Genomic DNA, 25,429 nt, shown 5'->3' on the forward strand with positions numbered 1-25,429 from the left:
CTGGAAACCCGATATTCGATGCGCAGTCCCAATTGGTTGTTTCTCGTCTTGCTCCTGTTGCTGGCTGGCCTGCAATACCGCCTGTGGGTGGGTAATGGCAGCTTGGCGCAAGTGGCCGAGTTGACTCAACAGATCGCGGATCAACACGCTGAGAATGAAGGCTTGCTGGAACGCAATCGGGTCATGGATGCCGAAGTCAGCGAGTTGAAAAAAGGCATGGAGACCGTTGAAGAACGGGCTCGCCATGAATTGGGCATGGTCAAGGACGGTGAAACCCTTTACCAATTGGCTCAATGAGTTCCTCGTTACCGGCCTTCTGGGCCGTGATTCCTGCCGCGGGCGTCGGTGCCCGTATGGCCGCGGACCGTCCCAAGCAATACTTGCAACTGGGCGGGCGCACTATTCTCGAACATAGCCTTGGCTGTTTCCTTGATCATCCTTGCCTGAAGGGATTGGTGGTCAGTCTTGCTATCGACGATCCCTATTGGCCCAACCTCGCATGCGCCAGCGATGCGCGCATTCAGCGAGTTGACGGCGGTGCCGAGCGTTCCGGTTCGGTGTTGAATGCCTTGCTGCATTTGCATGGGCTGGGGGCGAACGACGAAGATTGGGTGCTGGTCCACGATGCTGCGCGACCAAATCTGAGCCGCTGCGACCTCGATAAACTGCTCGGTGAACTGGCAGATGATCCGGTAGGCGGTCTGTTGGCCGTGCCTGCACGGGATACTCTCAAACGAGTCGACAAGCACGGGCGCGTGGTTGAAACCGTGGATCGCAGTGTGATCTGGCAGGCGTATACGCCGCAGATGTTTCGCCTCGGTGCGCTGCATCGGGCGCTGGCGGACAGTCTGGTGGCGGATGCGGTTATTACGGATGAGGCTTCGGCCATGGAGTGGGCGGGGTCGGCGCCGCGCCTGATCGAAGGCCGTTCGGACAACCTGAAGGTCACGCGCCCTGAAGACCTCGAATGGTTGCGTCAGCGCTGGACTAACCGCCGCTAAAAGATCGCAGCCTGCGATCTTTTGATCTTAGGTTCGATATTCCGGCCTCAAGGCCAACCCCTCCTTCAAGTAATCCACCAACTTACGTACCTTCGGTGACAGGTGTCGCTGCTGCGGATAGAGCGCCCATACCGCTGTGTTCGGCGGCTGATGGGTATCCAGCAGCGAAATCAGCTCACCGCTTTTCAAATGCTCCAGTACGTAATAATCCGGCAACTGACACAGCCCAACTCCTTGCAGCGCCGCGTCGAGCACCGCTTGCCCACTGTTGCAGCGCCAGTTTCCCTGCACCCGCTGGGAAAATTCCCGCCCGTTCTGCTCCAGTTGCCAGAGGTCCGAACTGCCGATCAGGCAATTATGGCGGCTCAACTCCGACAGACTGTGTGGGCGACCATAGCGTTCCACGTAGGACGGTGAGGCGCACAGGTACATACGCCGTGGCGCCAAACGTGTTGCGACCAGACGCGAATCCTGAAGACGGCCGAGGCGGATGGCCAGGTCGAGGCCGTCATGTACCAGGTCAAGCTGACGGTTGCTCAGTTCGATATCAATGCGCAGTTGTGGGTACAGCGCCATGAATCGCGTCACCAGCGGCACGATAAACCGTTCGCCGTAGGCCACTGCGCACGTCATGCGCAGCATGCCCTTGGGCTCGCTGGTCAGGTCGCCGACTGCGCGCAGCGCTTCTTCCCGACCGTCCTGCAAGCGCTGGCAATGTTGGAGGAACGTCTGCCCCGCTTCGGTCAGCGTGACCCGCCGGGTGCTGCGGTAGAGCAGTCGGGTCTGAAGGCGCTCTTCGAGACGGGCGATTTGTCGGCTGATGTGCGAAGAGGAAACGCCAAGTCGCTGCGCAGCCGCCGTGAATTGGCTGCATTCAGCTACGGCCACAAACTCGTCAATGCCCTCCCAGCGGTTTTCGGACATCGGTGATTATCCCTGTATGGCAATAATGTTTTGCTTTTGTCCTGATTATTCACTCTATATCGATGTATTACACTCACTGTCTCGTTTATTCACTGGAGTACCCCCATGATCAAGTCGCGCGCCGCCGTTGCCTTCGAGGCCAAGAAACCTCTTGAGATCGTTGAAGTCGACGTCGCCATGCCCAAGGCCGGTGAAGTCCTGTTGCGCGTAGTGGCCTCCGGTGTTTGTCATACCGATGCCTACACACTGTCGGGTGCGGATCCGGAAGGCATCTTTCCTTCGATTCTGGGGCACGAAGGTGGCGCAGTGGTTGAGGCGATTGGCGAAGGGGTGACTTCGGTCGCGGTCGGCGATCATGTGATTCCGCTGTATACCCCGGAGTGCCGGCAGTGCAAGTTCTGCCTTTCGGGCAAAACCAACCTGTGCCAGGCCATTCGCGCCACCCAGGGCAAAGGTCTGATGCCCGACGGTACTTCGCGCTTTTCCTACAAGGGCCAGGAAATTTTCCACTACATGGGGACTTCGACTTTTTCCGAGTACACCGTGCTGCCGGAAATTTCCGTCGCCAAAATCGCCAAGGATGCGCCTCTGGAAAAGGTCTGCCTGCTGGGTTGCGGGGTCACCACCGGCATCGGCGCAGTACTTAATACCGCGAAGGTCAAACCAGGTGATACCGTCGCTATCTTCGGCCTTGGCGGCATCGGTCTATCTGCGATCATCGGCGCGGTCAAAGCCAAGGCCGGGCGGATCATTGCCATCGACATCAACCCGGCCAAGTTCGAGATCGCCAAACAGCTGGGCGCAACCGACTGCGTCAATCCTAAAGACTTCGATCGTCCGATCCAGGAAGTCATCGTCGACATGACCGATGGCGGCGTGGACTTTTCCTTTGAATGCATCGGCAATGTGCAGCTGATGCGCGCCGCCCTTGAGTGCTGCCACAAGGGCTGGGGTGAGTCGGTAATCATCGGCGTAGCAGGTGCTGGCCAGGAAATCGCCACCCGACCATTCCAGCTGGTGACCGGTCGAGTCTGGCGTGGGTCGGCGTTCGGTGGGGTGCGCGGTCGTACTGAGTTGCCAAGCTACGTCGAAATGGCTGAAACCGGTGAAATTCCGCTGGATACTTTCATCACCCACACTATGGGCCTGGAAGATATCAACAAGGCTTTCGACCTGATGCACGAAGGCAAAAGCATCCGTAGCGTCATTCATTTCTAAGAAGCAGCGGTAAGCTGCAAGTCGAAAGCTGCAAGAGCGCCCATCTGCACTTGCAGCTACAAACTTGGAGCTTGCTGCTGGGAGCATTCCCATGAGCCTGGAAAATATCTCCTGCCAGAAAAGCTTCGGCGGCTGGCACAAACGCTACCGGCATCGTTCCGATGTGCTCGGCTGCGACATGGTGTTCGCCGTGTACCTGCCTCCGCAAGCGGAGCAGGGCGGCAAGCTGCCGGTGCTGTACTGGCTATCCGGCCTGACCTGCACGGATGAGAACTTCATGCAAAAAGCCGGTGCGATGCGCGTGGCCGCCGAGCTGGGGTTGATCATCGTGGCGCCGGACACCAGCCCTCGCGGTTCTGATGTTCCGGGCGATCCGGACGGCGCCTGGGACTTCGGCCTGGGTGCGGGTTTTTACCTGAATGCCACTCAGGAACCCTGGTCCCGGCATTACCGGATGCATGATTATGTCGTGAAGGAACTGCCAGCACTGGTAGAGGCGCATTTCCCGGCATCGGACAAACGCGGCATCAGCGGCCACTCCATGGGTGGCCATGGTGCGCTGGTCTGCGCTTTGCGCAACCCGGGACGCTATCGATCAGTTTCGGCGTTCTCGCCGATCAACAATCCGATGGATTGCCCGTGGGGCCAGAAAGCCTTTACCCGTTATCTGGGAGAGGACCGGTCAAAGTGGCGTGAATGGGATGCCTGTGCACTGATTGCCGAGGCTGCCGAAAAGCTGCCGCTGCTGGTTGACCAAGGTGACCGCGACGACTTCCTCGCCAGCCAGCTCAAGCCTGAAGCCCTGCAACAGGCGGCTAAACTTGCCGGTCATCCGCTGACGTTGCGCCTGCAACCTGGCTACGACCACAGTTATTTCTTCATCGCCAGTTTCATTGATGACCACTTGCAGCATCACGGGCGTGCTCTAAACGCCTAATGTCCGACAAAGTAGGTAGAATCACGCCCTGACAAAATTCGGGGCGTTTTTTTATGCGTATTGGCCACGGCTATGATGTGCACCGTTTCGCTGAAGGCGATTTCATTACTCTGGGCGGCGTGCGCATTGCACACAGCTTCGGGCTGCTCGCTCACTCCGACGGTGACGTCCTGCTGCATGCCTTGAGCGATGCCTTGCTCGGCGCTGCTGCGCTGGGCGATATAGGCAAGCACTTTCCCGACACCGACCCCACGTTCAAGGGCGCCGACAGTCGTGTGCTGTTGCGTCACGTCGTCGGCCTTATCCACGCCAAGGGCTGGAAAGTCGGCAACGTCGACAACACCATCGTCGCCCAGGCACCGAAAATGGCCCCCCATATCGAATCGATGCGCGCGCTGATTGCCGCGGATCTTCAAGTTGAGTTAGACCAGGTGAACGTGAAAGCTACCACAACCGAAAAGCTCGGCTTTGTCGGGCGCGAAGAGGGTATTGCCGTGCATTCCGTTGCCTTGTTGCTGCGCGCATGAACGAACTGCAACTGCTTGGCCCGCGGGCCTATGGTGACGTGCTCGGCACTGCGGTACTCAAAGCCACGGCCGAAGACTTTCAGGTCGATGAAGTGCTCGACATCCCCCTCAGTGGCGATGGTGAACATTTATGGATCTGGGTCGAGAAGCGCGGCCTGAATACTGAGGAAGCGGCACGGCGGATCGCCAAGGCTGCGGGCGTCCCATTACGCACCGTCAGTTACGCGGGGCTGAAGGACCGTCAGGCGCTGACTCGCCAATGGTTCAGCGTGCAGTTGCCGGGCAAGGCCGATCCTGACTTGTCGGCAGCAGAAAACGACACGTTGAAAATCCTCAAGACCGGTCGCCACAAACGCAAGCTGCAACGCGGCGCGCACTCGGCCAATGGTTTTACCTTGCGCCTGACCCAGTTCGCCGGCGATAAGGCGGCGATCGAAGAGCGGTTGCAGGTGATCAGCCAGCGAGGCATCCCCAATTATTTTGGTGCCCAGCGTTTTGGCTTCGACGGCGGCAACGTAGTCGATGCCCGTGCCTGGGCTGGGCGCAAGGCCTTGCCGGAACAGCGTAATGTACGTTCGCGGCTGCTCTCAACCGCTCGCAGTTTCCTGTTCAACCAGGTATTGGCGGCTCGAGTTGCCGACGGCACCTGGCAGCATGCCCAAGTCGGCGACCTGCTGGCGTTTACCGACAGCCGCAGTTTCTTTCCGGCCGGCGAAGCTGAATGCAACGATCCTCGCCTGGCGATTCTTGACCTGCATCCCACGGGGCCGCAGTGGGGCGAAGGTGACTCACCAGCCGCTGGGGTTGTCCATGAACTGGAGCAGGCAATCGCCACTCGCGAAGCAGACTTGCGCGATTGGCTGGTTAACGCCGGAATGAGCCACGAACGTCGCATCCTGCGACTGCCCATTGGTGGGTTGACGTGGCATTATCCCGAGCCTGACATTCTGCAACTGGAATTCGTCCTGCCGGCCGGATGCTTCGCCACCGTATTGGTGCGCGAACTTGTCGATCTGGTGCCGGTGGGGCAGACGGACAGCCCATGCGTATTCTGATTTCTAACGACGATGGGGTAACAGCGCCCGGGCTCGCCGCGCTTTATGCTGCGCTGGCGGATTACACCGAGTGCGTGGTTATCGCCCCCGACCAGGACAAAAGCGGCGCCAGCAGCTCGCTGACGCTCGACCGTCCGTTACACCCGCAAACCCTGGCCAATGGTTTTATCAGCCTCAACGGCACGCCTACCGATTGCGTGCACCTGGGCCTCAATGGCCTGCTGGAGCACCAACCGGACATGGTGGTTTCGGGGATCAACCTGGGTGCCAACTTGGGGGACGACGTGCTGTATTCCGGGACTGTTGCTGCGGCCCTTGAGGGACGTTTCCTGGAGCGTCCTTCCTTTGCGTTCTCGCTGGTCTCACGACAAGTGGAGAACCTTCCCACAGCGGCTTACTTTGCGCGCAAACTGGTAGAAGCCCACGCTGACCTCGACCTGCCCCCGCGCACGGTGTTGAACGTGAACATTCCGAATTTACCCCTGGATCACATTCGCGGCATTCAGCTGACCCGGCTCGGCCATCGCGCCCGGGCTGCGGCGCCGATGAAAGTGGTCGACCCGCGTGGCAAATCCGGTTACTGGATTGCAGCTGCCGGGGATGCCGAAGACGGTGGTCCGGGTACGGACTTCCATGCGGTGATGCAAGGCTATGTGTCTATCACTCCACTGCAACTGGACCGAACCTTCAATGATGCCTTCAGGAATCTTGATGGCTGGCTGGAGGGCCTGCGCTAATGGCTCGTGAGCACGACGACATTCTGCGCCGCGGCATTGGGATGACTTCCCAGCGTACCCGCGAACGCCTGATCCAGCGCCTGTATGACGAGGGCCTCTCCAACGCCAAGGTGCTGGAGGTGATTCGCCGTACACCGCGTCATCTGTTCGTCGATGAGGCGCTGGCGCACCGCGCTTATGAAGACACGGCGTTGCCGATCGGCCATAACCAGACCATCTCCCAGCCCTACATGGTAGCGCGCATGAGCGAGCTTCTGCTGGAAGCGGGGCCGCTGGACAAGGTCCTCGAGATTGGCACTGGTTCAGGCTATCAAACGGCTGTGCTGTCGCAGTTGGTCGAGCGGGTGTTCTCGGTGGAACGCATCAAGGTTCTGCAGGACCGGGCCAAGGAGCGCCTGGTGGAATTGAACCTGCGCAACGTGGTGTTTCGCTGGGGAGATGGCTGGGAAGGCTGGCCCGCACTGGCGCCTTATAACGGTATTATCGTTACGGCGGTCGCGACAGATGTGCCCCAGGCGCTGCTCGATCAGTTGGCACCGGGTGGACGCCTGGTGATTCCGGTCGGCTCGGGGGAGGTCCAGCAATTGATGTTGATCATCCGCGAAGAACAGGGCTTTTCCAGGCATGTACTGGGCGCTGTCCGGTTCGTTCCTTTGTTGAATGGGCCGCTGGCCTGAGCATTTGTTTAAACACGGTGAATTCTATTCGATTGTTCCTGTCTTACAGCGGCAACATCGGGTTAAACAGATTCATCGTCTGTCAGCAAACGTGTGCGGTAGTTCACTCAGGTAAAGCCGGCACGGCCCGTTATACTTGCGTCATTTCCTGCCGATACTTGGCAATTCAAATTTTCAGCCACCACAAAGGGAGCGGCGGGTGAGTCTCAAAGTCATTGCGCAGCGAATCGGTATCACGAGTTTTCAGTGCCTGGTGACTGGCCTTGTCTTGAGCACTTTGCTGGTCGGATGTTCCAGCAACAGATCGAGCGACGTGCGCGTCGTCGATCGCAACAAGGCCGCGGCTCAACGGCCAGCAGTGACTACGGGCCAGTACGTCGTGCGACCCAAGGACACACTGTTCTCCATCGCCTTCCGCTACGGCTGGGACTACAAGGCCCTGGCAGCCCGTAACAATATTCCGGCGCCTTACACCATCCATCCGGGCCAGGCAATTCGCTTTGATGGCCGGACCGGTTCAACAGTTTCCACTTCCTCGAGTTCAACGCCTTCGTCGTCGAGTAAAACCACGGTATTCAAGCGTCCCGCTAACGGTTCGGGGGCCGGCACAGCAGTGGTTGTACCGTCCGTCGCGAACAAGCCGGCACCCGCTTCACCGCCTCCTGCGGGTCCAGCCCCGACCGGCTGGGGATGGCCTTCTAATGGCATTCTTATTGGGAAATTCTCTTCAAACGGGAGTTTGAATAAAGGAATTGATATCGCCGGGGATTTGGGACAGCCTGTTTTGGCTGCGTCTGATGGGACAGTGGTATACGCCGGGAGTGGCTTAAGGGGCTACGGCGAATTAGTTATCATCAAACACAGCGATACCTACGTCAGTGCCTACGGACATAACCGCAGGCTGTTGGTTCGGGAGGGACAGCAGGTCAAGGTCGGACAGACAATTGCCGAAATGGGGTCAACAGGTACAGACCGGGTGAAACTGCATTTTGAGATTCGCCGCCAAGGTAAACCTGTAGATCCGCTGCAGTTCCTGCCACGTCGTTGATTTGTTACCAGCCTGTTCCGTCGCGTAGAGGGAACAGGCTCCAGCGTTGCCAAGGATAAAGGCGTCGCTCGAGCTTGAGGTCGAACTCACCAAAGGACTATAACAATGGCTCTCAGTAAAGAAGTGCCGGAGTTTGACATCGACGATGAGGTTCTCCTGATGGAGACTGGCATCGGGACGGATTCGGTGTCGAATGATGAAGGGGCAGCTCCACCTTCCGTTCGTACAAAATCCAAACACTCCGCGTCGTTGAAGCAACACAAGTACATTGACTACACGCGTGCACTCGATGCCACGCAGTTGTACCTCAATGAAATCGGCTTTTCCCCTCTGTTATCCCCCGAAGAAGAAGTTCATTTTGCGCGTTTGTCGCAGAGTGGGGATCCGGCTGGGCGCAAGCGCATGATTGAAAGCAACTTGCGGCTGGTGGTGAAAATCGCCCGGCGCTACGTCAATCGTGGCCTGTCGCTGCTGGACCTGATTGAAGAGGGCAACCTCGGACTCATTCGGGCGGTAGAGAAGTTCGACCCTGAACGCGGCTTCCGCTTTTCGACCTACGCAACCTGGTGGATTCGTCAGACCATCGAGCGCGCGATCATGAATCAAACCCGGACCATTCGGTTGCCGATCCATGTGGTCAAAGAGCTGAATGTGTACCTGCGGGCAGCCCGGGAACTGACGCAAAAACTTGATCATGAACCTTCACCCGAAGAAATCGCCAACCTGCTGGAAAAACCGGTAGGAGAGGTCAAGCGCATGCTGGGCTTGAACGAGCGGGTTTCTTCGGTCGACGTTTCGCTGGGTCCGGATTCGGATAAAACCCTACTGGACACGCTCACCGACGATCGTCCAACCGATCCCTGTGAACTGCTGCAGGACGACGACCTCTCCCAGAGCATTGATCAGTGGCTGTCGGAACTGACCGACAAGCAGCGCGAGGTGGTGATTCGCCGCTTTGGCCTGCGTGGTCACGAGAGCAGCACACTGGAAGATGTTGGCCTGGAAATTGGCCTTACCAGGGAACGGGTCAGGCAGATCCAGGTTGAGGGTCTCAAGCGTCTACGGGAGATCCTGGAGAAGAACGGCTTGTCGAGCGAGTCGCTGTTCCAATAGGCGCGTTGCAGGCAGGCAGCAAAAAGCCCCGACTGGTTCGTAATGCTGTTCACTTAAGACATCTTGAGCCGAGTGAGATACCTGTGGCGAGGGAGCTTGCTCCCGTTGGACTGCGCAGCAGTCCCCTGCTTTTCAGGTAGAGAGTGGGGCCGCTTCGCGGCCCCGCGGGAGCAAGCTCCCTCTCCACAGGCTCAGAGTTGCACTTATTTGAACACCATTACGACTGGTTCGGGGCTTTTTGTCGGCTGTGATTTGAGCCGACGGGGAGCTCGGGATTGCAGCCTGCTGGCGTAAGTCTTTGCTTACTCTGGCGTAAGTGTTCGTAATTTTTACAGGTAGACAGTTGGCTGTATTCGATCAGGACTTTTAGTAAGTATTTGATTTGTAATGGATATATCTTTTCTGGTTGGCTGGATGTTGAGTCCCTGTGGGTGTTTTCGAGGCGTTGCTCATTGCTCGGAAAGGTCTAGTATCCGGGTTGTGTCAACGGACAGACACGCCCCTCAGGATGAGGGGAAAGGATATCGCAGGAGCGATTCATCAGGATGATGAAAAGGAACACAGGGACTAGGGAAAAAAATGTGGGCGGGTCAAACCGCCCCTTTTTTTGCCTGTAGAAAAGCAAAAAGGCCCACAAGGGGCCTTTTCGGGAGCGCGATCAGATCAGCGTTCGAGGTGTTCGATCTTGCCTGGCTTGCCGTCCCACGCCGCAGAATCCGGCATCGGCTCCTTGCGTTCGGTGATGTTCGGCCAGACTTCGGCCAGCTCCATGTTCAGCTGGATAAAGTTTTCCATGCCGGCCGGGACTTCATCTTCGGAGAAGATGGCCACAGCAGGGCACTCTGGTTCGCATAGCGCGCAGTCGATGCACTCATCCGGGTGAATCACCAGGAAGTTGGGGCCTTCGTAAAAGCAGTCCACCGGACACACTTCTACGCAGTCGGTGTACTTGCACTTGATGCAGTTGTCGGTGACGACGAAGGTCATTTCTAATTTTCTCCTCAGGCGGCGGCAGCGGAGCCCCTTCACGTTGGGGTCGCCAGGTTCGGGAGCGATAGTCTGCAGGCCTGGCTGTGGCCTGCAGCATCCCAAACCGCGCGAGATTCTAACAGCTTGCAAGCAAGTGCGTTAGATCCGTGTCTTCAGTGCATAGAGCATTTCGAGCGCCTTGCGTGGCGTCAAGTCATCCAGATCGAGTTTGGCCAGTTCATCCAGCACCGGGTGAGGGAGGCTGGCGAACATGTCGCTCTGCTGCGGCGCGCTGGTTTTACCCTTGACTGGCTTGGGCGCCTCGTGAGGCAACGCGGTTGCTTCCAGCCGGCCAAGGTGCTCGCGAGCGCGCAGGATCACTTCGCTTGGTACACCGGCCAGTTGTGCCACGGCCAGGCCATAACTCTGGCTGGCAGGCCCCGGCAGGACGTGGTGCAGGAACACGATGCGTTCGTTATGTTCGGTCGCGTTAAGGTGCACGTTGGCAACGAGGGGCTGCGCCTCGGGCAATACCGTCAGCTCGAAATAGTGCGTGGCGAAGAGGGTGTAGGCGCGCAGGAACGCCAGGCGCTCCGCTGCAGCCCAGGCCAGCGATAAGCCATCGAACGTGCTGGTACCGCGTCCGACTTCGTCCATCAGCACGAGGCTGCGCTCAGTGGCGTTGTGCAGGATGTTCGCTGTTTCGCTCATCTCGACCATGAAGGTCGAGCGCCCGCCAGCCAGGTCATCGCTGGAGCCGATGCGCGTAAAAATACGGTCGACCAGCGACAACTCACAACTGGCCGCCGGAACAAAACTGCCGATGTGCGCCAGCAGTACGATCAAGGCGGTCTGCCGCATGTAGGTGGATTTACCGCCCATGTTCGGGCCGGTGATCACCAGCATCCGGGTGTTGTCGTCCAGGCTCAGGTCGTTGGCTACGAACGGCGTGGTCAGCACTTGCTCCACCACTGGATGGCGACCTTGGCTGATGCGCATGCACGGCTCTTCCACGAAGCGAGGGCAGTTCAGATCAAGGTTTAACGCGCGCTCGGCGAGGTTGCTCAGCACGTCCAGTTCGGCCAATGCCGCCGCGGTGTCCTGTAGCGGTGGCAGCTGCGATATCAGGTCTTCGAGCAATGCCTCATACAGCATTTTTTCCCGGGCCAGTGCCCGGCTCTTGGCCGACAGCGCCTTGTCTTCGAAGGCCTTCAGCTCCGGTGTGATGAAGCGCTCGGCGCCCTTGAGGGTCTGGCGGCGGATGTAATCCGCTGGCGCCGATTCAGCCTGCTTGCTCGGCAATTCGATGAAGTAGCCGTGAATACGGTTGTAGCCCACCTTCAGATGAGACAGGCCGGTACGGGCCTTTTCCCGCGCTTCGAGATCGATCAGGAATTGTCCGGCGTTCTCGCTCAGGGATTGCAGCTCATCAAGTTCGCTGTCATAACCGGTTTTCAATACGCCGCCGTCACGGATAACCGCAGGCGGGTTGTCGATGATGGCTTTCTCCAGTAACGCTGCCAGCTGCGGGTAGGTGCTGGTGGTCGCGGCCAGTTCAATGATGTGCGGCGCTTCAAGTTCGGCCATCGCCACCTGCAGTTGCGGCAGCGCGCCGAGCGCGTCACGCAGGCGGGCGAGGTCGCGAGGGCGGGCGTTGCGCAGGCCGATCCGCGCAAGAATTCGCTCGATGTCGCCAATTTCTTTGAGCTGCGGTTGCAGTTGTTCGAATCGATAGGCATCAAGCAGGCAGGTGATGGAAGTCTGGCGCGCCAGCAGCACCTTGAGATCGCGAAGCGGTCGGTTCAGCCAGCGCGTCAGTAGACGGCTGCCCATGGCGGTCTGGCAGCGATCGACCACTGATTGCAAGGTGTTGTCGCGGCCGCCGGCAAGGTTGGTGTCCAGCTCCAGGTTGCGCCGACTTGCGCCATCCAGCACCACGGTGTCGTCCAGGCGCTCGTGTCGCAGGCTGCGCAAATGCGGAAGAGCTGTGCGCTGGGTCTCCTTGGCATAGCTCAGCAGGCAGCCGGCAGCGCCGATCGCCAGGGTCAGGCTCTCACAACCGAAACCTTTCAGGTCCTGGGTGGAGAACTGCTGGCACAGACTTTTCAACGCCGAATCTCGCTCGAAATCCCACGGTGCACGGCGACGAACCCCGCGACGCTTCTCTGCGGGCAGATCCTTTGGCCAATCGTCCGGGATCATCAGCTCCACCGGATTGACTCGCTCCAGCTCCGCCAGCAGGTTTTCCCAGCCCTTGATTTCCAGCACGGTGAAGTTGCCACTGGTGATATCCAGCACGGCCAGGCCAAACAGGCGTTCGTCTCCCAGTACGGCGGCGATCAGGTTGTCGCGGCGCTCATCCAGCAGCGCCTCGTCGCTGACAGTACCGGGAGTGATGATGCGCACCACCTGGCGATCCACTGGCCCTTTGCTGGTGGCCGGGTCCCCGACCTGCTCGCAGATCACCACCGACTCGCCAAGCTTAACCAGTTTCGCCAGGTAACCTTCCGCAGCATGGTAAGGAATCCCACACATGGGGATCGCTTGTCCTGCAGATTGCCCGCGCGCGGTCAGGGTGATGTCCAGCAACTTGGCGGCTTTCTTCGCATCTTCATAGAAGATCTCGTAGAAGTCGCCCATGCGGTAGAACATCAGCTGGTCGGGGTGCTGGTTTTTCAGGCGCCAGTACTGCTGCATCATCGGCGTGTGGGAGGACAGATCGGAGAGCGCTTTATTCATCGGTTATCAGGCAAATTCGTTGAAAGGTGTAGGGCAAAGGAGGGACGTCGGCCCGGCTTTTCCGCGATGGGCGCAAGATTACCATGGGCGGTCCGCCCACCGCAGGAGTGAAAGCCATGCGCTGCATTTCCATCCCCGTGCACACTGCGCATTTCCTCACATTTTTGATGGCTGCCGCGCCTTGCAAGCGCAATCGGCTCGTGTACGGTAGTGCTCATCCCGCCCGACAAGGAGATGACCGTGAAAGAAATCACCCAGCTCGCCGCTGAACTTGGCAGACGCCTGCAGGTTCTCAATGCCCATGTCACAACCGCCGAGTCGTGCACCGGCGGCGGGATTGCGGAGGCAATTACCCGGATTCCCGGGAGTTCGGCGTGGTTCGAGGCCGGTTACGTCACTTATTCCAACCGGCAGAAAACCGAACAGCTGAATGTGCCGGGCGAACTGTTTTCCACCGTAGGGGCGGTCAGTCGCGAGGTGGTCGAGGCCATGGTCAAGGGCGCCCAGGAAAAAAGTCACGCTACTTTTGCCGTGGCGGTCAGTGGCGTTGCCGGGCCTGACGGCGGATCCCCAAGCAAGCCGGTCGGTACGGTCTGGCTGGCCTGGGGTGTCGCAGAGCAGATGTTCAGCGAGGTTCAGCACTTCCCGGGGAATCGCGACGAGGTTCGCCGACAAACGGTGAAGGCCGCGCTAGAGGGGCTGCTGCGGCATGCCGCTTCAGAAATCTCAAATCAGGGGTAGGCGATCCTGAAGCGCTGTGGAATAATACTGTCTACTTATACAGGTGTTGGCCGTCAGGCCTTATTGATTACGTGAGGACTTTAATGGACGACAACAAGAAGAAAGCCTTGGCTGCGGCCCTGGGTCAGATCGAACGTCAATTCGGCAAGGGTGCCGTAATGCGTATGGGCGATCAAGACCGTCAGGCGATCCCGGCTATCTCTACTGGCTCTCTGGGTCTGGACATTGCACTCGGCATTGGCGGTCTGCCAAAAGGTCGTATCGTTGAAATCTATGGTCCTGAATCCTCGGGTAAAACCACACTGACCCTGTCGGTCATCGCCCAGGCGCAAAAGGCTGGTGCGACCTGCGCATTCGTCGACGCCGAGCACGCACTTGACCCTGAGTACGCTGGCAAGTTGGGCGTCAATGTCGACGACCTGCTGGTTTCCCAGCCGGACACGGGTGAACAGGCCCTGGAAATCACCGATATGCTGGTGCGTTCCAACGCGGTTGACGTGATCATCGTCGACTCCGTGGCAGCACTGGTTCCAAAAGCCGAGATCGAAGGCGAAATGGGTGACATGCACGTTGGCCTGCAAGCCCGTTTGATGTCCCAGGCCCTGCGTAAAATCACCGGCAACATCAAGAACGCCAACTGCCTGGTTATCTTCATCAACCAGATCCGGATGAAAATCGGCGTCATGTTCGGCAGCCCGGAAACCACCACTGGTGGTAACGCGCTGAAGTTCTACGCTTCGGTTCGCCTGGACATTCGCCGTACTGGCGCGGTGAAAGAAGGTGATGAAGTCGTTGGTAGCGAAACTCGCGTCAAGGTTGTGAAGAACAAGGTCGCTTCGCCGTTCCGTCAGGCTGAGTTCCAGATTCTTTACGGCAAGGGCATCTATCTCAATGGCGAGATGATCGACCTGGGCGTACTGCATGGTTTCGTCGAGAAGTCCGGTGCCTGGTATGCCTATGAAGGCACCAAGATCGGTCAGGGCAAGGCCAACTCGGCCAAGTTCCTGGCAGACAACCCGGAAATCGCGGCGAAACTTGAGAAGCAGCTGCGCGACAAACTGCTGAGCCCGGCTCCAGACGTTAAAGCGTCGGCAGATCGAGTGAAAGCAGATGACCTGGTTGATGTAGATGTTTGATTGATCCGATGACCGCCGTACTCGATACACTCGTCGCAGTGCGGCGAACCGCAATGGACCTGCTCGCACGACGCGAGCACGGTCGAGTCGAGCTGACGCGTAAACTGCGTCAGCGTGGCGCTCTCCCTGAAATGATCGACACTGCACTCGACCGTCTGACGGAAGAGGGTTTGTTGTCAGAATCCCGTTACCTTGAAAACTTCGTGTCCTACCGTGCCCGCTCGGGTCATGGCCCGTTGCGTATCCGTGAAGAGCTGAGCCAGCGCGGCCTGCAACGAGTCGATATCGAGCTTGCTCTGCGCGAGAGCGGGATCAGTTGGCAGGATCAGTTGGAAGATACCTGGCGGCGAAAGTTTGCCGGGCATCTACCGATAGATGCTCGGGAGCGCGCAAAGCAGGGGCGCTTCCTGAGTTATCGCGGTTATTCAATGGAAATGATCAGTCGGCTGTTCAGCGGCCGAGGGATGGACGATTAAATGAAAAGGCCCGCTATTGATAGCGGGCCTTTTTTATACGCTTGTCACATCACCTTGGACGGTTCCCGCGTGCGCTGTTGAGCCTGGGTCTTGGGTGGCGCCCAGTTTTCCGGCAGGTTGATGTAATCCACCAGTTCCCGCAGGCGTCCGTGATCCCGCGCGTTGAAGGTGAACGCGAGTCGTGCCAGGTGGCTGAATTGTTCGTCGTCGTGTTCTTCGCCACTATAAACGTGTTGATGGAAATGGTCGCTCAGGCACAGGTCGGCGAACGCTTCCTGCATATGGTCGAGTGCCTGTTCGCTCAGCCTGTGGTTCATGCGAATGATGAACTGATGCTTGAGCCAGCGACTGGAGTGAAAGTTGCTGTAGAACTGGTTGATCTGCTCCACCGCTTCTTCGGCACTGTATACCAGGCTGACGAGCTTCATGTCGGTGGGAAGGATGTAACGATTTTGTTCGAGCTGATGGTGGATGAAATCCAGCGCACCCTGCCAGAAAGTGCCGCCAGGAGCATCCAGTAATATCACCGGCACCAGAGGACTTTTACCGGTCTGGATCAATGTCAGTACTTCCAGCGCTTCATCCAGGGTGCCGAACCCCCCAGGGCAGAGTACCAACGCATTGGCCTCCTTGACGAAGAACAGCTTGCGCGTGAAGAAGAAGTGAAATGACAGCAGGTTGGCCGTGCCCTGGACAGTCGGATTGGCGTGTTGCTCGAAGGGCAGGGTGATATTGAATCCAAGGCTGTGTTCAAGGCCGGCGCCCTCGTGGGCTGCCGCCATTATTCCGCCTCCGGCACCCGTGATCACCATCAGGTCTGAACGCGCCAGAGCAGCGCCCAGCTCTCGGGCGAGACCATAGAGGGGATGTTCGACAGGCGTACGTGCAGAGCCGTAAACCGTGACTTTGCGTCGACCCTTGAACTGTTCCAGTACGCGAAAGGCGTGTTCCAGTTCGCGCAGGGCCTGCAGGGTAATCTTGGCGTTCCAGCGATTGTGGTCTTCCTGTGCCATGCGCAGCACGGTGAGGATCATGTCACGGTAGATCGGGGTGTTCGGGCTGGCAGGGGAAACCAGGTTGAGTAGTTCGTCGACCTTGCTGGTGAGGTCGTGGCCGCTTTCTGCAAAATGACGGCTAAGGAGGTCATTCGGTTGGTAAGGCATTCAACTTCTCCTTGCGTGCGGGCTCTGGTTTTTTTCGGTGGATGAAAAAAACGTTCGCAACATCAAAATCCATAACGGGCGGCTCCTTCCCGACCCTCAAATATAATGGTGTTTACTCTAAATCTAGTCCTTGGCGATGATTTGCGCAGGCTTGATCATTGCGCCGCAAAGTCTTTCCTGGCAATCGCTTATTAACGATTTCAGAAGTGATTTCGCCACTCGTCTGAACCTGGTCCAAGAGTTCTGCGCTCTGATGTACTTACTTACAGGCGTGACGCGACCGTTTTGCGCAAGGGCAAGATGCACGGTACGGTTAACTCAAAGGATTTCGCGCAGTCGGGGCGAAAGAGGCAGGGAGGCGGGAAGCTATGGTCAGGGTCATTCTGGAAATCGATATGCCACTGTATCGATTGCTGAAGGTATCAGCCGAGACCAATCGTTTGAGTCTCGATGAAGAATGTTGTCGACGTTTAGCAGGTGGTGAGCGTCGTTCGTGTTACTTGCAGGCGCTTGTAGCGGAATTGCGCGCCGAAGACGAACAGCGGCGCGCCAATCCCCGATAATCACTTTTTCTTCTGGTTCACTTTCGGGCAATCCGATTCCTGGAAACGCTCGCTGGCGACCGGACGATTGCTCTTAACCTCGGTGAATTCGTAACGCATGATCGCGCCTTTGGCCATCAACTTGCGAAAACCCGGGTTGTTGCAGACGGTGGAGCCAAGCTGGAAATAAACAGCCTTCGGATCGGCGCGCATCTTGTCGGCGTGGGTGCTCTGTACGCTCAGGTGGTTGATCAGCTCTTTGCCTTCAACGGTATAACCCTGATCGAGAATGTCTTCATTGATTGCCCGCGGAGTGCCGACGCTGCTTTGAGCAGCAACGTTTTGCAGCATTTTGCTCAGTTCCATGTCTTTCAAGGAAGCAGCCTGGGCGTTGAAGGACGACGCCAGCAAAATGGCAGCGGTAGGAACGATAAAGCGCAGCATGAAACTCTCCTGGTTCAGTGACTGGTGGTTCGACCCGTCACATGACTGTGCGTTCAGTGGCGGAGAATTATAGGGGACGAGACCTGGACGGTACAGGTTTGCTCGGGCTGCTCTGATAAACTGCTACTACTTTATGCCCTGCCGAGTGTTGTTCGTGTCGATAATTCCTTCTGCCCCCCCCTTTGCTGCGAATGCCGTTGCCCGTTTGCGCGATCAGCGTGAGGAGGAGGGCATCAAGCCGATTCAGGCCCGTGGTTGGAGGGCCGCCCGCTGCCGTGCCTGTCGCGTGATCGAAAGCCATTGCCTGTGTGCTTGGCGCCCGCAGGTCGACGCGCGGTCCGGTGTGTGCCTGATCATGACTAACAAGGAAGTGTTCAAGCCGAGCAACACCGGGTGGCTGATTGCCGATGTCGTGCGCGACAACCATGCATTTATCTGGTCCCGGACCGAAGTGGATCAACAACTGCTGGCGCTGCTGGCCGACCCGCAGTGGCAGCCGTACTTGGTGTTTCCGGGGGAGTACGTCAAGCCCGAGCGAGTGACCAGCCAGGTAGCTGCGGATAGCGCCAGGCGGCCGTTGTTTATTCTGCTGGACGCCACCTGGACCGAAGCGCGGAAGATTTTCCGTAAAAGCCCTTACTTCGATGCGCTGCCGATCCTGAGCCTGTTGCCTGAAAAGCTTTCGCGGTATCGACTGCGCCGGTCGACCCGCAGCGAGCATCTGTGCACGGCCGAAGTCGCGGCGCTGTGCCTTGACCTCGCAGGGGATGTCGAGGCTGCATCGGCACTGGATGCTTATTTTGATGTGTTCAGCCAGCACTACCTTGATGCCAAGCACCAGCTGGACATGAATGTGTCTACTCCCGCACACGCCGAGCTGATGCCCTTTGTGCAGAGCGGCACAGCGGCCTTGTGTTGATTGTCGCCCATACTGTAAAGATCTGTACTGGCCATGTACCTTGACCACCTCGGCTTCGCTGGGCATGCTTGGCGCCGATTGGGGCGCGGCCAAGGTTTGAAACGCCGTTTTATCTTGTAATTGGTGTTGAACGTGCCCTGTTGGTGCAGCTCTGTGGCTGTACCTCGAGTTGTTTGAAAAACAGGATCATTTGAAAAATGGCCACATACGAAATCCTGATTGCCGATGACCACCCACTTTTTCGTAGCGCATTGCATCAGGCGTTGACTCTTGGCCTCGGCCCCGAAGTTCGGCTGGTGGAGGTGGCGAGCATTGCTGAGTTGGAGACACGGTTGGACGAAAAGTCCGACTGGGATTTGGTCCTGCTCGACTTGAACATGCCTGGCGCTTACGGATTTTCCGGCCTGGTGCTGTTGCGTGGGCAATATCCACAGATCCCGGTGGTGATGGTATCGGCCCAGGAAGAGGCCTCGATCATGGTCAAGTCTCGTGAGTTCGGGGCCAGTGGCTTCATTCCAAAGTCCAGCGACCTGAGTGTCATTCAAAAGGCCGTCAGGGCGGTATTGGACGGCGATGTGTTTTGGCCCCCGCAAGCCTTCGAAGCGGTCAGCGTTTCCGATGAGGCCAAGGCAGCGAGTGAGGGCCTGGCAAGTCTCACACCCCAGCAGTTCCGTGTGTTAACCATGGTTTGTGAGGGCTTGCTGAACAAGCAGATCGCTTATGAACTGAGCGTCTCTGAAGCCACCATCAAGGCCCATGTAACCGCCATCTTTCGCAAACTGAATGTACGTACTCGCACCCAGGCGGCGTTGCTCTTGCAACAACTTGAGTCAATTTCGAGCCATTAAGCCCGGCAGGTTCACGCTTTTTTGACTTCCACTGGTCTAGCTTTCCCACTCCTTTTTGGTGCAGTTACTTACTCTATGTCTCCTTTCAAAGGCCAGACCGGCCTCAAACGCATCCTCAATGCTTCGGGTTATTCACTGGATGGACTGCGCGCCGCCTTCACCGGCGAGGCCGCTTTCCGTCAGTTGGTGTTGCTCAACGTCATTCTGGTACCGCTGTCGTTCTTTTTGAATGTCAGCCGGGTGGAACAGGCGTTGTTGATCGCCGTTTGCCTGCTGGCCCTGATCGTCGAGCTGCTCAATTCCGCCGTGGAAGCGGCCATTGACCGCATTTCCCTCGAATTGCACCCATTGTCCAAGAATGCCAAGGACATGGGCAGCGCCGCCCAGTTCGTGGCACTGACCATGATCGCGCTGGTCTGGGCAGTGATCCTGCTTTAAGCGATGGTGGGCAGGACGATCTCGTCGCTGCGCTGAACCCCAGCGGTGAAAGCGCGGCACAGGTCCAGGAATTCGCGCATCGCCGAGGTCTGGTATTTCTGTTTATGCCAGATGAAATAGAACTGTCGCGCCAGGTCCAGATCTGGCGTCTCCACCGCTACCAGGCTACCGCGCCGGAATGCATCGCGCAGTGCCAGGCGCGAGATGCAGCCAATCCCCAGACCTGACTCGACCGCGCGCTTGATCGCTTCGGTGTGTTCCAGCTCCAGGCGAATATTCAGCGCGCTTCGATGGTGTCGCATAGCTTGGTCAAACGTCAGGCGCGTGCCGGAACCCTGTTCCCTCAGAATCCAGGCCTCTTGAGAAAGCTCGTCGATACTCGCCGTGCCGCGCAGGGCCAAAGGATGCTGCGGCGCACAGAACACCACCAACTCATCCTCGACCCAGCTCTGCACTTCGATGTCCGGATGGCTGCAGTCGCCTTCGATTAGACCCAGGTCAATTTCATAGTGCGCGACTTGTTGCACAATGTTGGCAGTATTCTGCACGTGCAGCTTTACTTGGCTTTCCGGATGGCGCTGCATAAAGCTGCCGATCAGCAGGGTGGCCAGGTAATTGCCGATGGTGAGGGTTGCGCCGACTGCCAGGGAGCCGAAACCGGACTTGCCGTTGAGCAGGTCTTCGATTTCCTTGGCCTGATCAAGCAGCGCGACGGCCTGGGGCAACAGCTGTTTACCCAGGGCGTTGAGGCTCAACCGTTTACCTGCGCGGTCGAAAAGCTGGCAGCTGGACTGGCGCTCCAGTTCGGTGATCGAAGTGCTTGCCGCCGATTGTGAGAGGTTGAGCAGTCCCGCAGCGCGGGATACGCTCTCCTGCTGGGCGACAGCGACGAAGACTTGCAGTTGACGGAGAGTAAATCGCATATCTATATAACCGATAACCCTTATCTTAATAATCCATTTAACAGATATTGTCGCTGCGATTAGAATGCGATGCAATTGCGCACATCACAGGCGCAGGCAAAATCTCCAGGAGTCCCACGTACATGAGCAACATGAACCACGAGCGTGTCCTCAGTGTTCATCACTGGAACGACACTCTGTTCAGCTTCAAGTGCACCCGCGACCCGGGTCTGCGCTTCGAGAACGGTCAGTTCGTGATGATCGGCCTGCAACAGCCCAACGGCCGGCCGCTCATGCGCGCTTACTCGATCGCCAGCCCGAATTGGGAAGAGCATCTCGAGTTTTTCAGCATCAAGGTGCCTGATGGTCCGCTGACTTCCCAGTTGCAGCACTTGAAGGAAGGCGACGAGATCATCATCAGCAAGAAGCCTACCGGCACGCTGGTACTGGACGACCTGAAACCTGGTAAACACCTTTACTTGCTCAGCACTGGTACTGGTCTGGCGCCATTCATGAGCGTCATCCAGGATCCGGAAACCTACGAGCGTTTCGAAAAAGTGATCCTGTGCCACGGCGTGCGTTACGTCAACGAAGTTGCTTACCGCGAATTCATCACCGAGCATTTGCCGCAGAACGAGTTTTTCGGCGATGCCCTGCGTGACAAGTTGATCTACTACCCGACGGTCACCCGCGAGCCGTTCGAGAACGAAGGTCGCCTGACCGACCTGATGCGCAGCGGCAAGCTGTTCAGCGATATCGGCCTGCCACCGATCAACCCGCAGGACGACCGCGCCATGCTGTGTGGCAGCCCGAGCATGCTCGACGAGACTAGCGAAGTGTTGAACAGCTTCGGCCTGAAAGTTTCGCCACGGATGCGTGAGCCGGGTGATTACCTGATCGAGCGTGCGTTCGTCGAAAAATAAGCAATTCGCAGCACTAGAATGCCCCCATCGCCTGCTCAGGCAATGGGGGCATTTTTATGTCCGATATATTTCAGGTAGTAGCTGCCGAAGGTTGCGATCTTTTGATCTTGAAATTCGGGAAAGAAGATCAAGGTCAAAAGATTGCAGTCTTCGCCAGCTCCTACAAGTTGGATACGGAAACGACTTCGAGCACGCGGATCACGCCCGCTTCGGGGTAATGCCAGCGCACATCCACATCCCAGAACTGCGCGCCATATTCACGTTCTGGCGCAGGTGTCTGGTACGCCGGGCGTGGATCTTGCGCGAGACACTGTTCGATAAGCTCGACCAGGGGTTCCTCAAGCCGCTGAGCGTGGCCTTGGGCCTGCTGCAGCGCCGAATCCTTCCACTGCACGGGAATCAACTGCGGCGCAGCGCTGGCGATGCTGTTGGAGGCGGTGTCGATGATGTCGGCGTAAGGCACGTAAGGTTTTATGTCCAGGATCGGCGTGCCATCGAGCAAATCGATGCCGGATATCCACAGGCGATTGGCTTCGACTTTGTCCAGCCTGACGACTGACTGGCCAATGCCATTGGGACGATGTGTTGCGCGAGTGGCGAATACTCCCATGGATTTGTTGCCGCCGAGGCGAGGCGGGCGGACTTTCAGTCGTGGCTTGTCTTCCAGCGCCTGGTGAAACAGGAACAGCAGCCACACATGGCTGACCTGCTCCAGGCCCTGTACGGCATCGCCCTGATCAAATGGCGCGACTAACTCCAGTACGCCGCGTGCGGCGGGAGCCAGCTGGGGTTGGCGCGGGATGGCGAACTTTTCCTTGAAGCAGGAGCGCACGAAGCCGATAGGGGAAACGCTGTAGGTCATGGAGTGGAGTCAAGGCGGAGTTGGGGTGGGCATGATAACCCGATCGCCCCTGAAATCGGTGTTGACCGGTAGGGAGCCTTCGCGAGCAAGCCCGCTCCCGCAGGGTTCTAGAGCGAACACTAGTTTTGTGTACGCCACAGAACCTGTGGGAGGGGGCTTGCTCGCGAAAGCCGCGTCGCCGATTTCAGAGACTGAACCCGCCATCAAGAGGAATGATATTGCCCGTCATATAAGCCCCCGCCGTGCTCGCCAGGCTGATCGCCAATGCCGCCATTTCTTCCTCCCGACCCCAGCGCTTCATCGGAATCAACGCCGTATCCTCGGCCAGTGCCTGCTCATCATTGCCAATATGCTGGGTCATTTTGCTTGGGAAACGGCCCGGAGCGATCACGTTGACGTTGATGTGCTGGCTTACCAACTCCCGGGCGAGAATCCGCGACAGTTGATGGAGGGCCGCCTTGCTCGGTCCATAGGCATAAGCTTGTTCACCGAATGAGGAAATCGCGGCTACCGAGCCAATGTTGATGATCCGTGCCGGGCTCGCTGCCGAGCCCGCCTTGCGCAGCAGTGGCAGGAATTGCTGGATGCAGTTGAACACCGAGGTCACGTTGAGCTGCATGACCTTTTCCCAGCCCTTGATCGGGTAGCTTTCCAGCGGCGCGCCCCAGGTGGTGCCGGCGTTGTTCACCAGAATGTCGAGATGCGTGAGCTGTTCGCCCAGGCGTTTGGCCAGTTGCAGTACGCCTTCTTCGGTGGCCAGGTTGGCTGCCACGCCATGGCAATGACCGAAGGCGCTCAATTCGTCAGCCGTTTGCTGGCAGGCTTCGGCATCCCGTGCGCAGACGTACACGGTCGCGCCGGCCTCGACGTAGGCCTTGGCGATCATTTTGCCGATACCACGGGTGCCGCCGGTCACCAGCGCGGTGCGGCCTTGCAGGGAGAAGTAGGGGGGCATGGCGAATCCTGAGGGCTGAGGGTCAGTACACCCTAGACGTCAGCTGCGGGAAGCAGAGCCATTATTTTTGCGCGGAATGGGGGGGCATATAGAACGACCATTGTAGGAGTCGGCTTGGTCGCGATGGCGTTTGTCGAAACGCCATCGTGCGCGAGCAAGCTATGCTCCCACAGGCACCCATCGCGATTACTGCGGGCGAACGCGCAGGGTCAGGCCCTTGAGGAAGTTGCGCAGCAATTGGTCGCCGCACGTGCGGTAGTTGGTGTGGCCGAACTTGCGAAACAGCGCGCTCAGCTCGGGCTTGGACACCGGGAATTCGGCAGCCTTGAGGATGGCGTGCATGTCGTCTTCCTTCAGCTCGAAGGCCACACGCAGTTTCTTCAGGATGATGTTGTTGGTCACCGGTGTTTCGATCGGCTGCGGAGGACGGCTGTCGTCCTTGCCGCGCTTGAAAATCACCAGGCCATCGAGGAAATGCGCCATGACTTCATCCGGGCAACGAACGAAGCCTTCTTCGTCTTCCTCTTTTTTGTCGAGGTAGGTCAGCAAATCTTCCAGGCTGACGTCCATGCCGCCGAGCTTGATAATCTCGATGACTTTCTTGTCGCTGATGTCGAGCATGTAGCGCACGCTGCGCAGTACGTCATTGTGGATCATGGTGTGCAGTCCTGATATTCAGCAGTGGGCGCCGCTCATCGCGGCGCCAAAATGTAGGGCGGCGTGAGAAGCCTTAGAACTTCTCTTTGCCGGACAGGTAGCGCCATTGCCCCAATGGCACCTTGCCAATGGACACCCCGCCGATGCGGATGCGACGGATGGCAACGACCTTCAGGCCAACGGCCTGGCAGAACAGGGCGATCACGCCTGGTTGTGGATTCTTCATCGCAAAGCGCAGGCGATTTTCGTTCTGCCAGCTGGCCTTCACCGCTGGCAGCTCTTTGCCTTTGTATGTCAGGCCGTGGTTGAGGCGGTTAAGCCCGTGAGCGACCATGTCGCCTTCAACCTCCACTACGTACTCTTGCTCGATCTTGGCGGAGTCGGCAGTCAGCTTGCGCAGAATCTTCCAGTCCTGGGTGAACACCAGCAGGCCGCTGGCATTGGCCTGCAGGTCGGTGCTGGCGGTCAGGCGCAGGAAGTGGCCCTTGAGCGGACGTTTGCTGAAACGGTGCTCTTCGCTCAGGGTCTCGGCGCTGATGGTACCCATGGCTTTTTCCGCGTCCATGCCCGCCGGGACGTTGAACAGAATGGTCACCGGCTCCGGCGCAGTCGCCTTGGCTTCTGGATCGAGCTCGACTTTCTGGGTGTCTACCTTGAATTGCGGCTCGTCGATGACTTCACCGTCCACGGTGACCCAGCCGCCCTCGATGAACAGCTCAGCCTCCCGACGGGAGCAGCCGACGAGTTCGATGAGGCGTTTGGAGAGACGAATCGGGTCGGTCATGACAGGGCCGTAACAAAAAAGGGGGTGGGCATTGTACCTGCTGGGCGCCGGTTAATCGCGGGTCCATTTCAATACGGTTCAATTTCCCGTGGGAGCTGGCTTGCCAGCGATTGCATCACCGCGGTCCATCTGACAAATCGCAGCGCCTGCATCGTTGGCAAGCCAGCTCCCACAGGGATTTTATGGCGTCAGGCGTGTTGTGAGCGTTGCTGGTCTTGGCGCAAGCGCATATGCAGCAACGGATAAGGCTGCCCCATCCCGTCATGCTCGGTGCGACCGACTACCTCGAAGCCCTGCTTGAAATAAAACCCCAGCGCCAGCGGGTTCTGTTCGTTGACGTCCAGTTCATACGCATTCAGTTGCTCTATGGCATAGCACAACAACTGCTTGCCCAGGCCCTGGCCGCGGTGAGCGGGGTCGATGAAGAGCATTTCGATCTTGCCCCCCGCAACCCCGGCAAACCCGGTGATGTGCTGGTGCGCGTCCCTGGTGCAGATCAGCATGACTGCATCCAGATAGCGGGTCAGCACCAGATTCTTCAGCAGTTCAATGTAGCTCTCTGGCAGAAAGTCATGGGTCGCGCGCACCGAGGCTTCCCAGACTTCTGTGAGTTCTGCGTAATCACTGAGTTTCGGTGTATGGATGACCGAATGATGGCGCATGGCACCTTGCCCCTTGCTTAGTAAACGGAACG

At 58.1% G+C, this 25,429-nt stretch carries 29 protein-coding genes; 18 read left to right on the forward strand and 11 right to left on the reverse strand.

The annotated features are described in order from the left end of the window. The first annotated feature begins 18 nt into the window (after positions 1 to 18). Together ftsB and ispD are read left to right on the forward strand one after the other, a co-directional pair. Positions 19 to 297, forward strand: a complete 279-nt coding sequence (gene ftsB / locus L9059_RS04655; protein ID WP_008028992.1) for a cell division protein FtsB — start codon at positions 19 to 21, stop codon at positions 295 to 297. Beyond that, positions 294 to 1,001: a 2-C-methyl-D-erythritol 4-phosphate cytidylyltransferase gene (ispD, locus tag L9059_RS04660; RefSeq protein WP_247288547.1), complete on the forward strand. Its 708-nt coding sequence runs from the start codon at positions 294 to 296 to the stop codon at positions 999 to 1,001. Before ftsB ends, ispD begins: the two co-directional genes overlap by 4 nt. A 27-nt stretch (positions 1,002 to 1,028) precedes the next feature. On the opposite strand, the gene L9059_RS04665 is transcribed toward ispD, so the two are convergent. Continuing rightward, positions 1,029 to 1,925, reverse strand: a complete 897-nt coding sequence (locus L9059_RS04665; RefSeq protein ID WP_247288549.1) for a LysR family transcriptional regulator — start codon at positions 1,923 to 1,925, stop codon at positions 1,029 to 1,031. 105 nt (positions 1,926 to 2,030) lie between these two features. Between L9059_RS04665 and L9059_RS04670 the strand changes: the two genes are divergently transcribed. The 8 genes from L9059_RS04670 (at position 2,031) to rpoS (ending at position 9,237) form a co-directional block, all read left to right on the forward strand. Next, complete coding sequence (locus L9059_RS04670; RefSeq protein ID WP_247288550.1) at positions 2,031 to 3,143, forward strand: S-(hydroxymethyl)glutathione dehydrogenase/class III alcohol dehydrogenase; 1,113 nt, start codon at positions 2,031 to 2,033, stop codon at positions 3,141 to 3,143. Between the two features lie 85 nt (positions 3,144 to 3,228). Further along, positions 3,229 to 4,080, forward strand: a complete 852-nt coding sequence (gene fghA / locus L9059_RS04675) for an S-formylglutathione hydrolase (protein ID WP_247289447.1) — start codon at positions 3,229 to 3,231, stop codon at positions 4,078 to 4,080. Positions 4,081 to 4,133: 53 nt separating this feature from the next. After that, complete coding sequence (ispF, locus tag L9059_RS04680; protein ID WP_247288552.1) at positions 4,134 to 4,607, forward strand: 2-C-methyl-D-erythritol 2,4-cyclodiphosphate synthase; 474 nt, start codon at positions 4,134 to 4,136, stop codon at positions 4,605 to 4,607. Further along, positions 4,604 to 5,662 carry a tRNA pseudouridine(13) synthase TruD gene (gene truD, locus L9059_RS04685; protein WP_247288554.1) on the forward strand — a complete coding sequence of 353 codons (1,059 nt, stop codon included), beginning with the start codon at positions 4,604 to 4,606 and terminating at the stop codon, positions 5,660 to 5,662. Before ispF ends, truD begins: the two co-directional genes overlap by 4 nt. Further along, a complete protein-coding gene (gene surE / locus L9059_RS04690) occupies positions 5,650 to 6,399 on the forward strand; it encodes a 5'/3'-nucleotidase SurE (RefSeq protein WP_247288556.1) in 750 nt (249 codons plus the stop codon). The genes truD and surE overlap by 13 nt, the downstream gene beginning before the upstream one ends. Positions 6,400 to 6,440: 41 nt before the next feature. After that, positions 6,441 to 7,076 (forward strand): protein-L-isoaspartate(D-aspartate) O-methyltransferase, encoded by a 636-nt coding sequence (locus tag L9059_RS04695; RefSeq protein ID WP_247289450.1) that lies wholly within the window; start codon positions 6,441 to 6,443, stop codon positions 7,074 to 7,076. A gap of 199 nt (positions 7,077 to 7,275) precedes the next feature. After that, positions 7,276 to 8,124, forward strand: a complete 849-nt coding sequence (locus L9059_RS04700) for a peptidoglycan DD-metalloendopeptidase family protein (RefSeq protein ID WP_247288566.1) — start codon at positions 7,276 to 7,278, stop codon at positions 8,122 to 8,124. A 105-nt stretch (positions 8,125 to 8,229) separates the two neighbouring features. Further along, on the forward strand, positions 8,230 to 9,237 hold the full coding sequence (gene rpoS, locus L9059_RS04705; protein WP_247288568.1) for an RNA polymerase sigma factor RpoS: 1,008 nt from the start codon (positions 8,230 to 8,232) through the stop codon (positions 9,235 to 9,237). Positions 9,238 to 9,900: 663 nt separating this feature from the next. Here the strand turns inward: rpoS and fdxA are convergent. Next, entirely contained in the window at positions 9,901 to 10,224 is a 324-nt protein-coding gene (gene fdxA, locus L9059_RS04710; RefSeq protein WP_247288570.1) for a ferredoxin FdxA, read from the reverse strand. A gap of 141 nt (positions 10,225 to 10,365) precedes the next feature. Further along, on the reverse strand, positions 10,366 to 12,945 hold the full coding sequence (gene mutS / locus L9059_RS04715; RefSeq protein WP_247288572.1) for a DNA mismatch repair protein MutS: 2,580 nt from the start codon (positions 12,943 to 12,945) through the stop codon (positions 10,366 to 10,368). A 240-nt stretch (positions 12,946 to 13,185) separates the two neighbouring features. On the opposite strand from mutS, the gene L9059_RS04720 reads away from it, so the two are divergent. From L9059_RS04720 to recX, 3 genes are all read left to right on the forward strand, one after another. Continuing rightward, the gene (locus tag L9059_RS04720) at positions 13,186 to 13,686 is read left to right on the forward strand and encodes a CinA family protein (protein WP_247288574.1); all 501 of its coding nucleotides are present in this window, start codon (positions 13,186 to 13,188) and stop codon (positions 13,684 to 13,686) included. A gap of 83 nt (positions 13,687 to 13,769) precedes the next feature. Beyond that, positions 13,770 to 14,822 carry a recombinase RecA gene (recA, locus tag L9059_RS04725; RefSeq protein WP_247288576.1) on the forward strand — a complete coding sequence of 351 codons (1,053 nt, stop codon included), beginning with the start codon at positions 13,770 to 13,772 and terminating at the stop codon, positions 14,820 to 14,822. 8 nt (positions 14,823 to 14,830) lie between these two features. Further along, positions 14,831 to 15,298: a recombination regulator RecX gene (gene recX, locus L9059_RS04730; protein WP_247288577.1), complete on the forward strand. Its 468-nt coding sequence runs from the start codon at positions 14,831 to 14,833 to the stop codon at positions 15,296 to 15,298. Between the two features lie 44 nt (positions 15,299 to 15,342). Here recX and L9059_RS04735 read toward each other — a convergent pair whose 3' ends face one another. Continuing rightward, a complete protein-coding gene (locus tag L9059_RS04735) occupies positions 15,343 to 16,461 on the reverse strand; it encodes an LOG family protein (protein ID WP_247288587.1) in 1,119 nt (372 codons plus the stop codon). A 368-nt stretch (positions 16,462 to 16,829) separates the two neighbouring features. Between L9059_RS04735 and L9059_RS04740 the strand changes: the two genes are divergently transcribed. Continuing rightward, a complete protein-coding gene (locus tag L9059_RS04740; protein WP_247288588.1) occupies positions 16,830 to 17,024 on the forward strand; it encodes a hypothetical protein in 195 nt (64 codons plus the stop codon). On the opposite strand, the gene L9059_RS04745 is transcribed toward L9059_RS04740, so the two are convergent. Further along, positions 17,025 to 17,447, reverse strand: a complete 423-nt coding sequence (locus L9059_RS04745) for a quorum-sensing-regulated virulence factor family protein (RefSeq protein WP_247288590.1) — start codon at positions 17,445 to 17,447, stop codon at positions 17,025 to 17,027. A 160-nt stretch (positions 17,448 to 17,607) separates the two neighbouring features. On the opposite strand from L9059_RS04745, the gene L9059_RS04750 reads away from it, so the two are divergent. From L9059_RS04750 to L9059_RS04760, 3 genes are all read left to right on the forward strand, one after another. Next, positions 17,608 to 18,366 (forward strand): tRNA-uridine aminocarboxypropyltransferase, encoded by a 759-nt coding sequence (locus tag L9059_RS04750; RefSeq protein WP_247289452.1) that lies wholly within the window; start codon positions 17,608 to 17,610, stop codon positions 18,364 to 18,366. Between the two features lie 197 nt (positions 18,367 to 18,563). Further along, positions 18,564 to 19,214, forward strand: a complete 651-nt coding sequence (gene erdR / locus L9059_RS04755) for a response regulator transcription factor ErdR (RefSeq protein ID WP_247288595.1) — start codon at positions 18,564 to 18,566, stop codon at positions 19,212 to 19,214. Between the two features lie 75 nt (positions 19,215 to 19,289). Then, complete coding sequence (locus L9059_RS04760; RefSeq protein WP_247288596.1) at positions 19,290 to 19,652, forward strand: diacylglycerol kinase; 363 nt, start codon at positions 19,290 to 19,292, stop codon at positions 19,650 to 19,652. Here the strand turns inward: L9059_RS04760 and L9059_RS04765 are convergent. Beyond that, positions 19,649 to 20,575 (reverse strand): LysR family transcriptional regulator, encoded by a 927-nt coding sequence (locus L9059_RS04765; protein ID WP_247288597.1) that lies wholly within the window; start codon positions 20,573 to 20,575, stop codon positions 19,649 to 19,651. The two genes, L9059_RS04760 and L9059_RS04765, sit on opposite strands and share 4 nt — an antisense overlap. 122 nt (positions 20,576 to 20,697) lie before the next feature. Between L9059_RS04765 and fpr the strand changes: the two genes are divergently transcribed. Then, complete coding sequence (fpr, locus tag L9059_RS04770; RefSeq protein ID WP_008054100.1) at positions 20,698 to 21,477, forward strand: ferredoxin-NADP reductase; 780 nt, start codon at positions 20,698 to 20,700, stop codon at positions 21,475 to 21,477. Positions 21,478 to 21,637: 160 nt separating this feature from the next. On the opposite strand, the gene tsaA is transcribed toward fpr, so the two are convergent. The 5 genes from tsaA to L9059_RS04795 all read right to left on the reverse strand — a co-directional run bounded on the left by tsaA (position 21,638) and on the right by L9059_RS04795 (position 25,397). Continuing rightward, positions 21,638 to 22,339: a tRNA (N6-threonylcarbamoyladenosine(37)-N6)-methyltransferase TrmO gene (tsaA, locus tag L9059_RS04775; RefSeq protein ID WP_247288598.1), complete on the reverse strand. Its 702-nt coding sequence runs from the start codon at positions 22,337 to 22,339 to the stop codon at positions 21,638 to 21,640. A 184-nt stretch (positions 22,340 to 22,523) separates the two neighbouring features. Continuing rightward, positions 22,524 to 23,294 (reverse strand): SDR family oxidoreductase, encoded by a 771-nt coding sequence (locus tag L9059_RS04780; RefSeq protein WP_247288601.1) that lies wholly within the window; start codon positions 23,292 to 23,294, stop codon positions 22,524 to 22,526. A 186-nt stretch (positions 23,295 to 23,480) separates the two neighbouring features. Continuing rightward, positions 23,481 to 23,951, reverse strand: coding sequence for a YehS family protein (locus L9059_RS04785; protein ID WP_247288604.1), 471 nt, complete (start codon positions 23,949 to 23,951; stop codon positions 23,481 to 23,483). Between the two features lie 73 nt (positions 23,952 to 24,024). After that, complete coding sequence (locus tag L9059_RS04790; protein WP_247288606.1) at positions 24,025 to 24,735, reverse strand: rRNA pseudouridine synthase; 711 nt, start codon at positions 24,733 to 24,735, stop codon at positions 24,025 to 24,027. A 188-nt stretch (positions 24,736 to 24,923) separates the two neighbouring features. After that, positions 24,924 to 25,397, reverse strand: a complete 474-nt coding sequence (locus L9059_RS04795; RefSeq protein ID WP_247288608.1) for a GNAT family N-acetyltransferase — start codon at positions 25,395 to 25,397, stop codon at positions 24,924 to 24,926. Positions 25,398 to 25,429 lie beyond the last annotated feature (32 nt).

Origin of the sequence: Pseudomonas violetae (genome assembly GCF_023072615.1) — a bacterium.
Taxonomy (GTDB): Bacteria; Pseudomonadota; Gammaproteobacteria; order Pseudomonadales; family Pseudomonadaceae; genus Aquipseudomonas; species Aquipseudomonas violetae.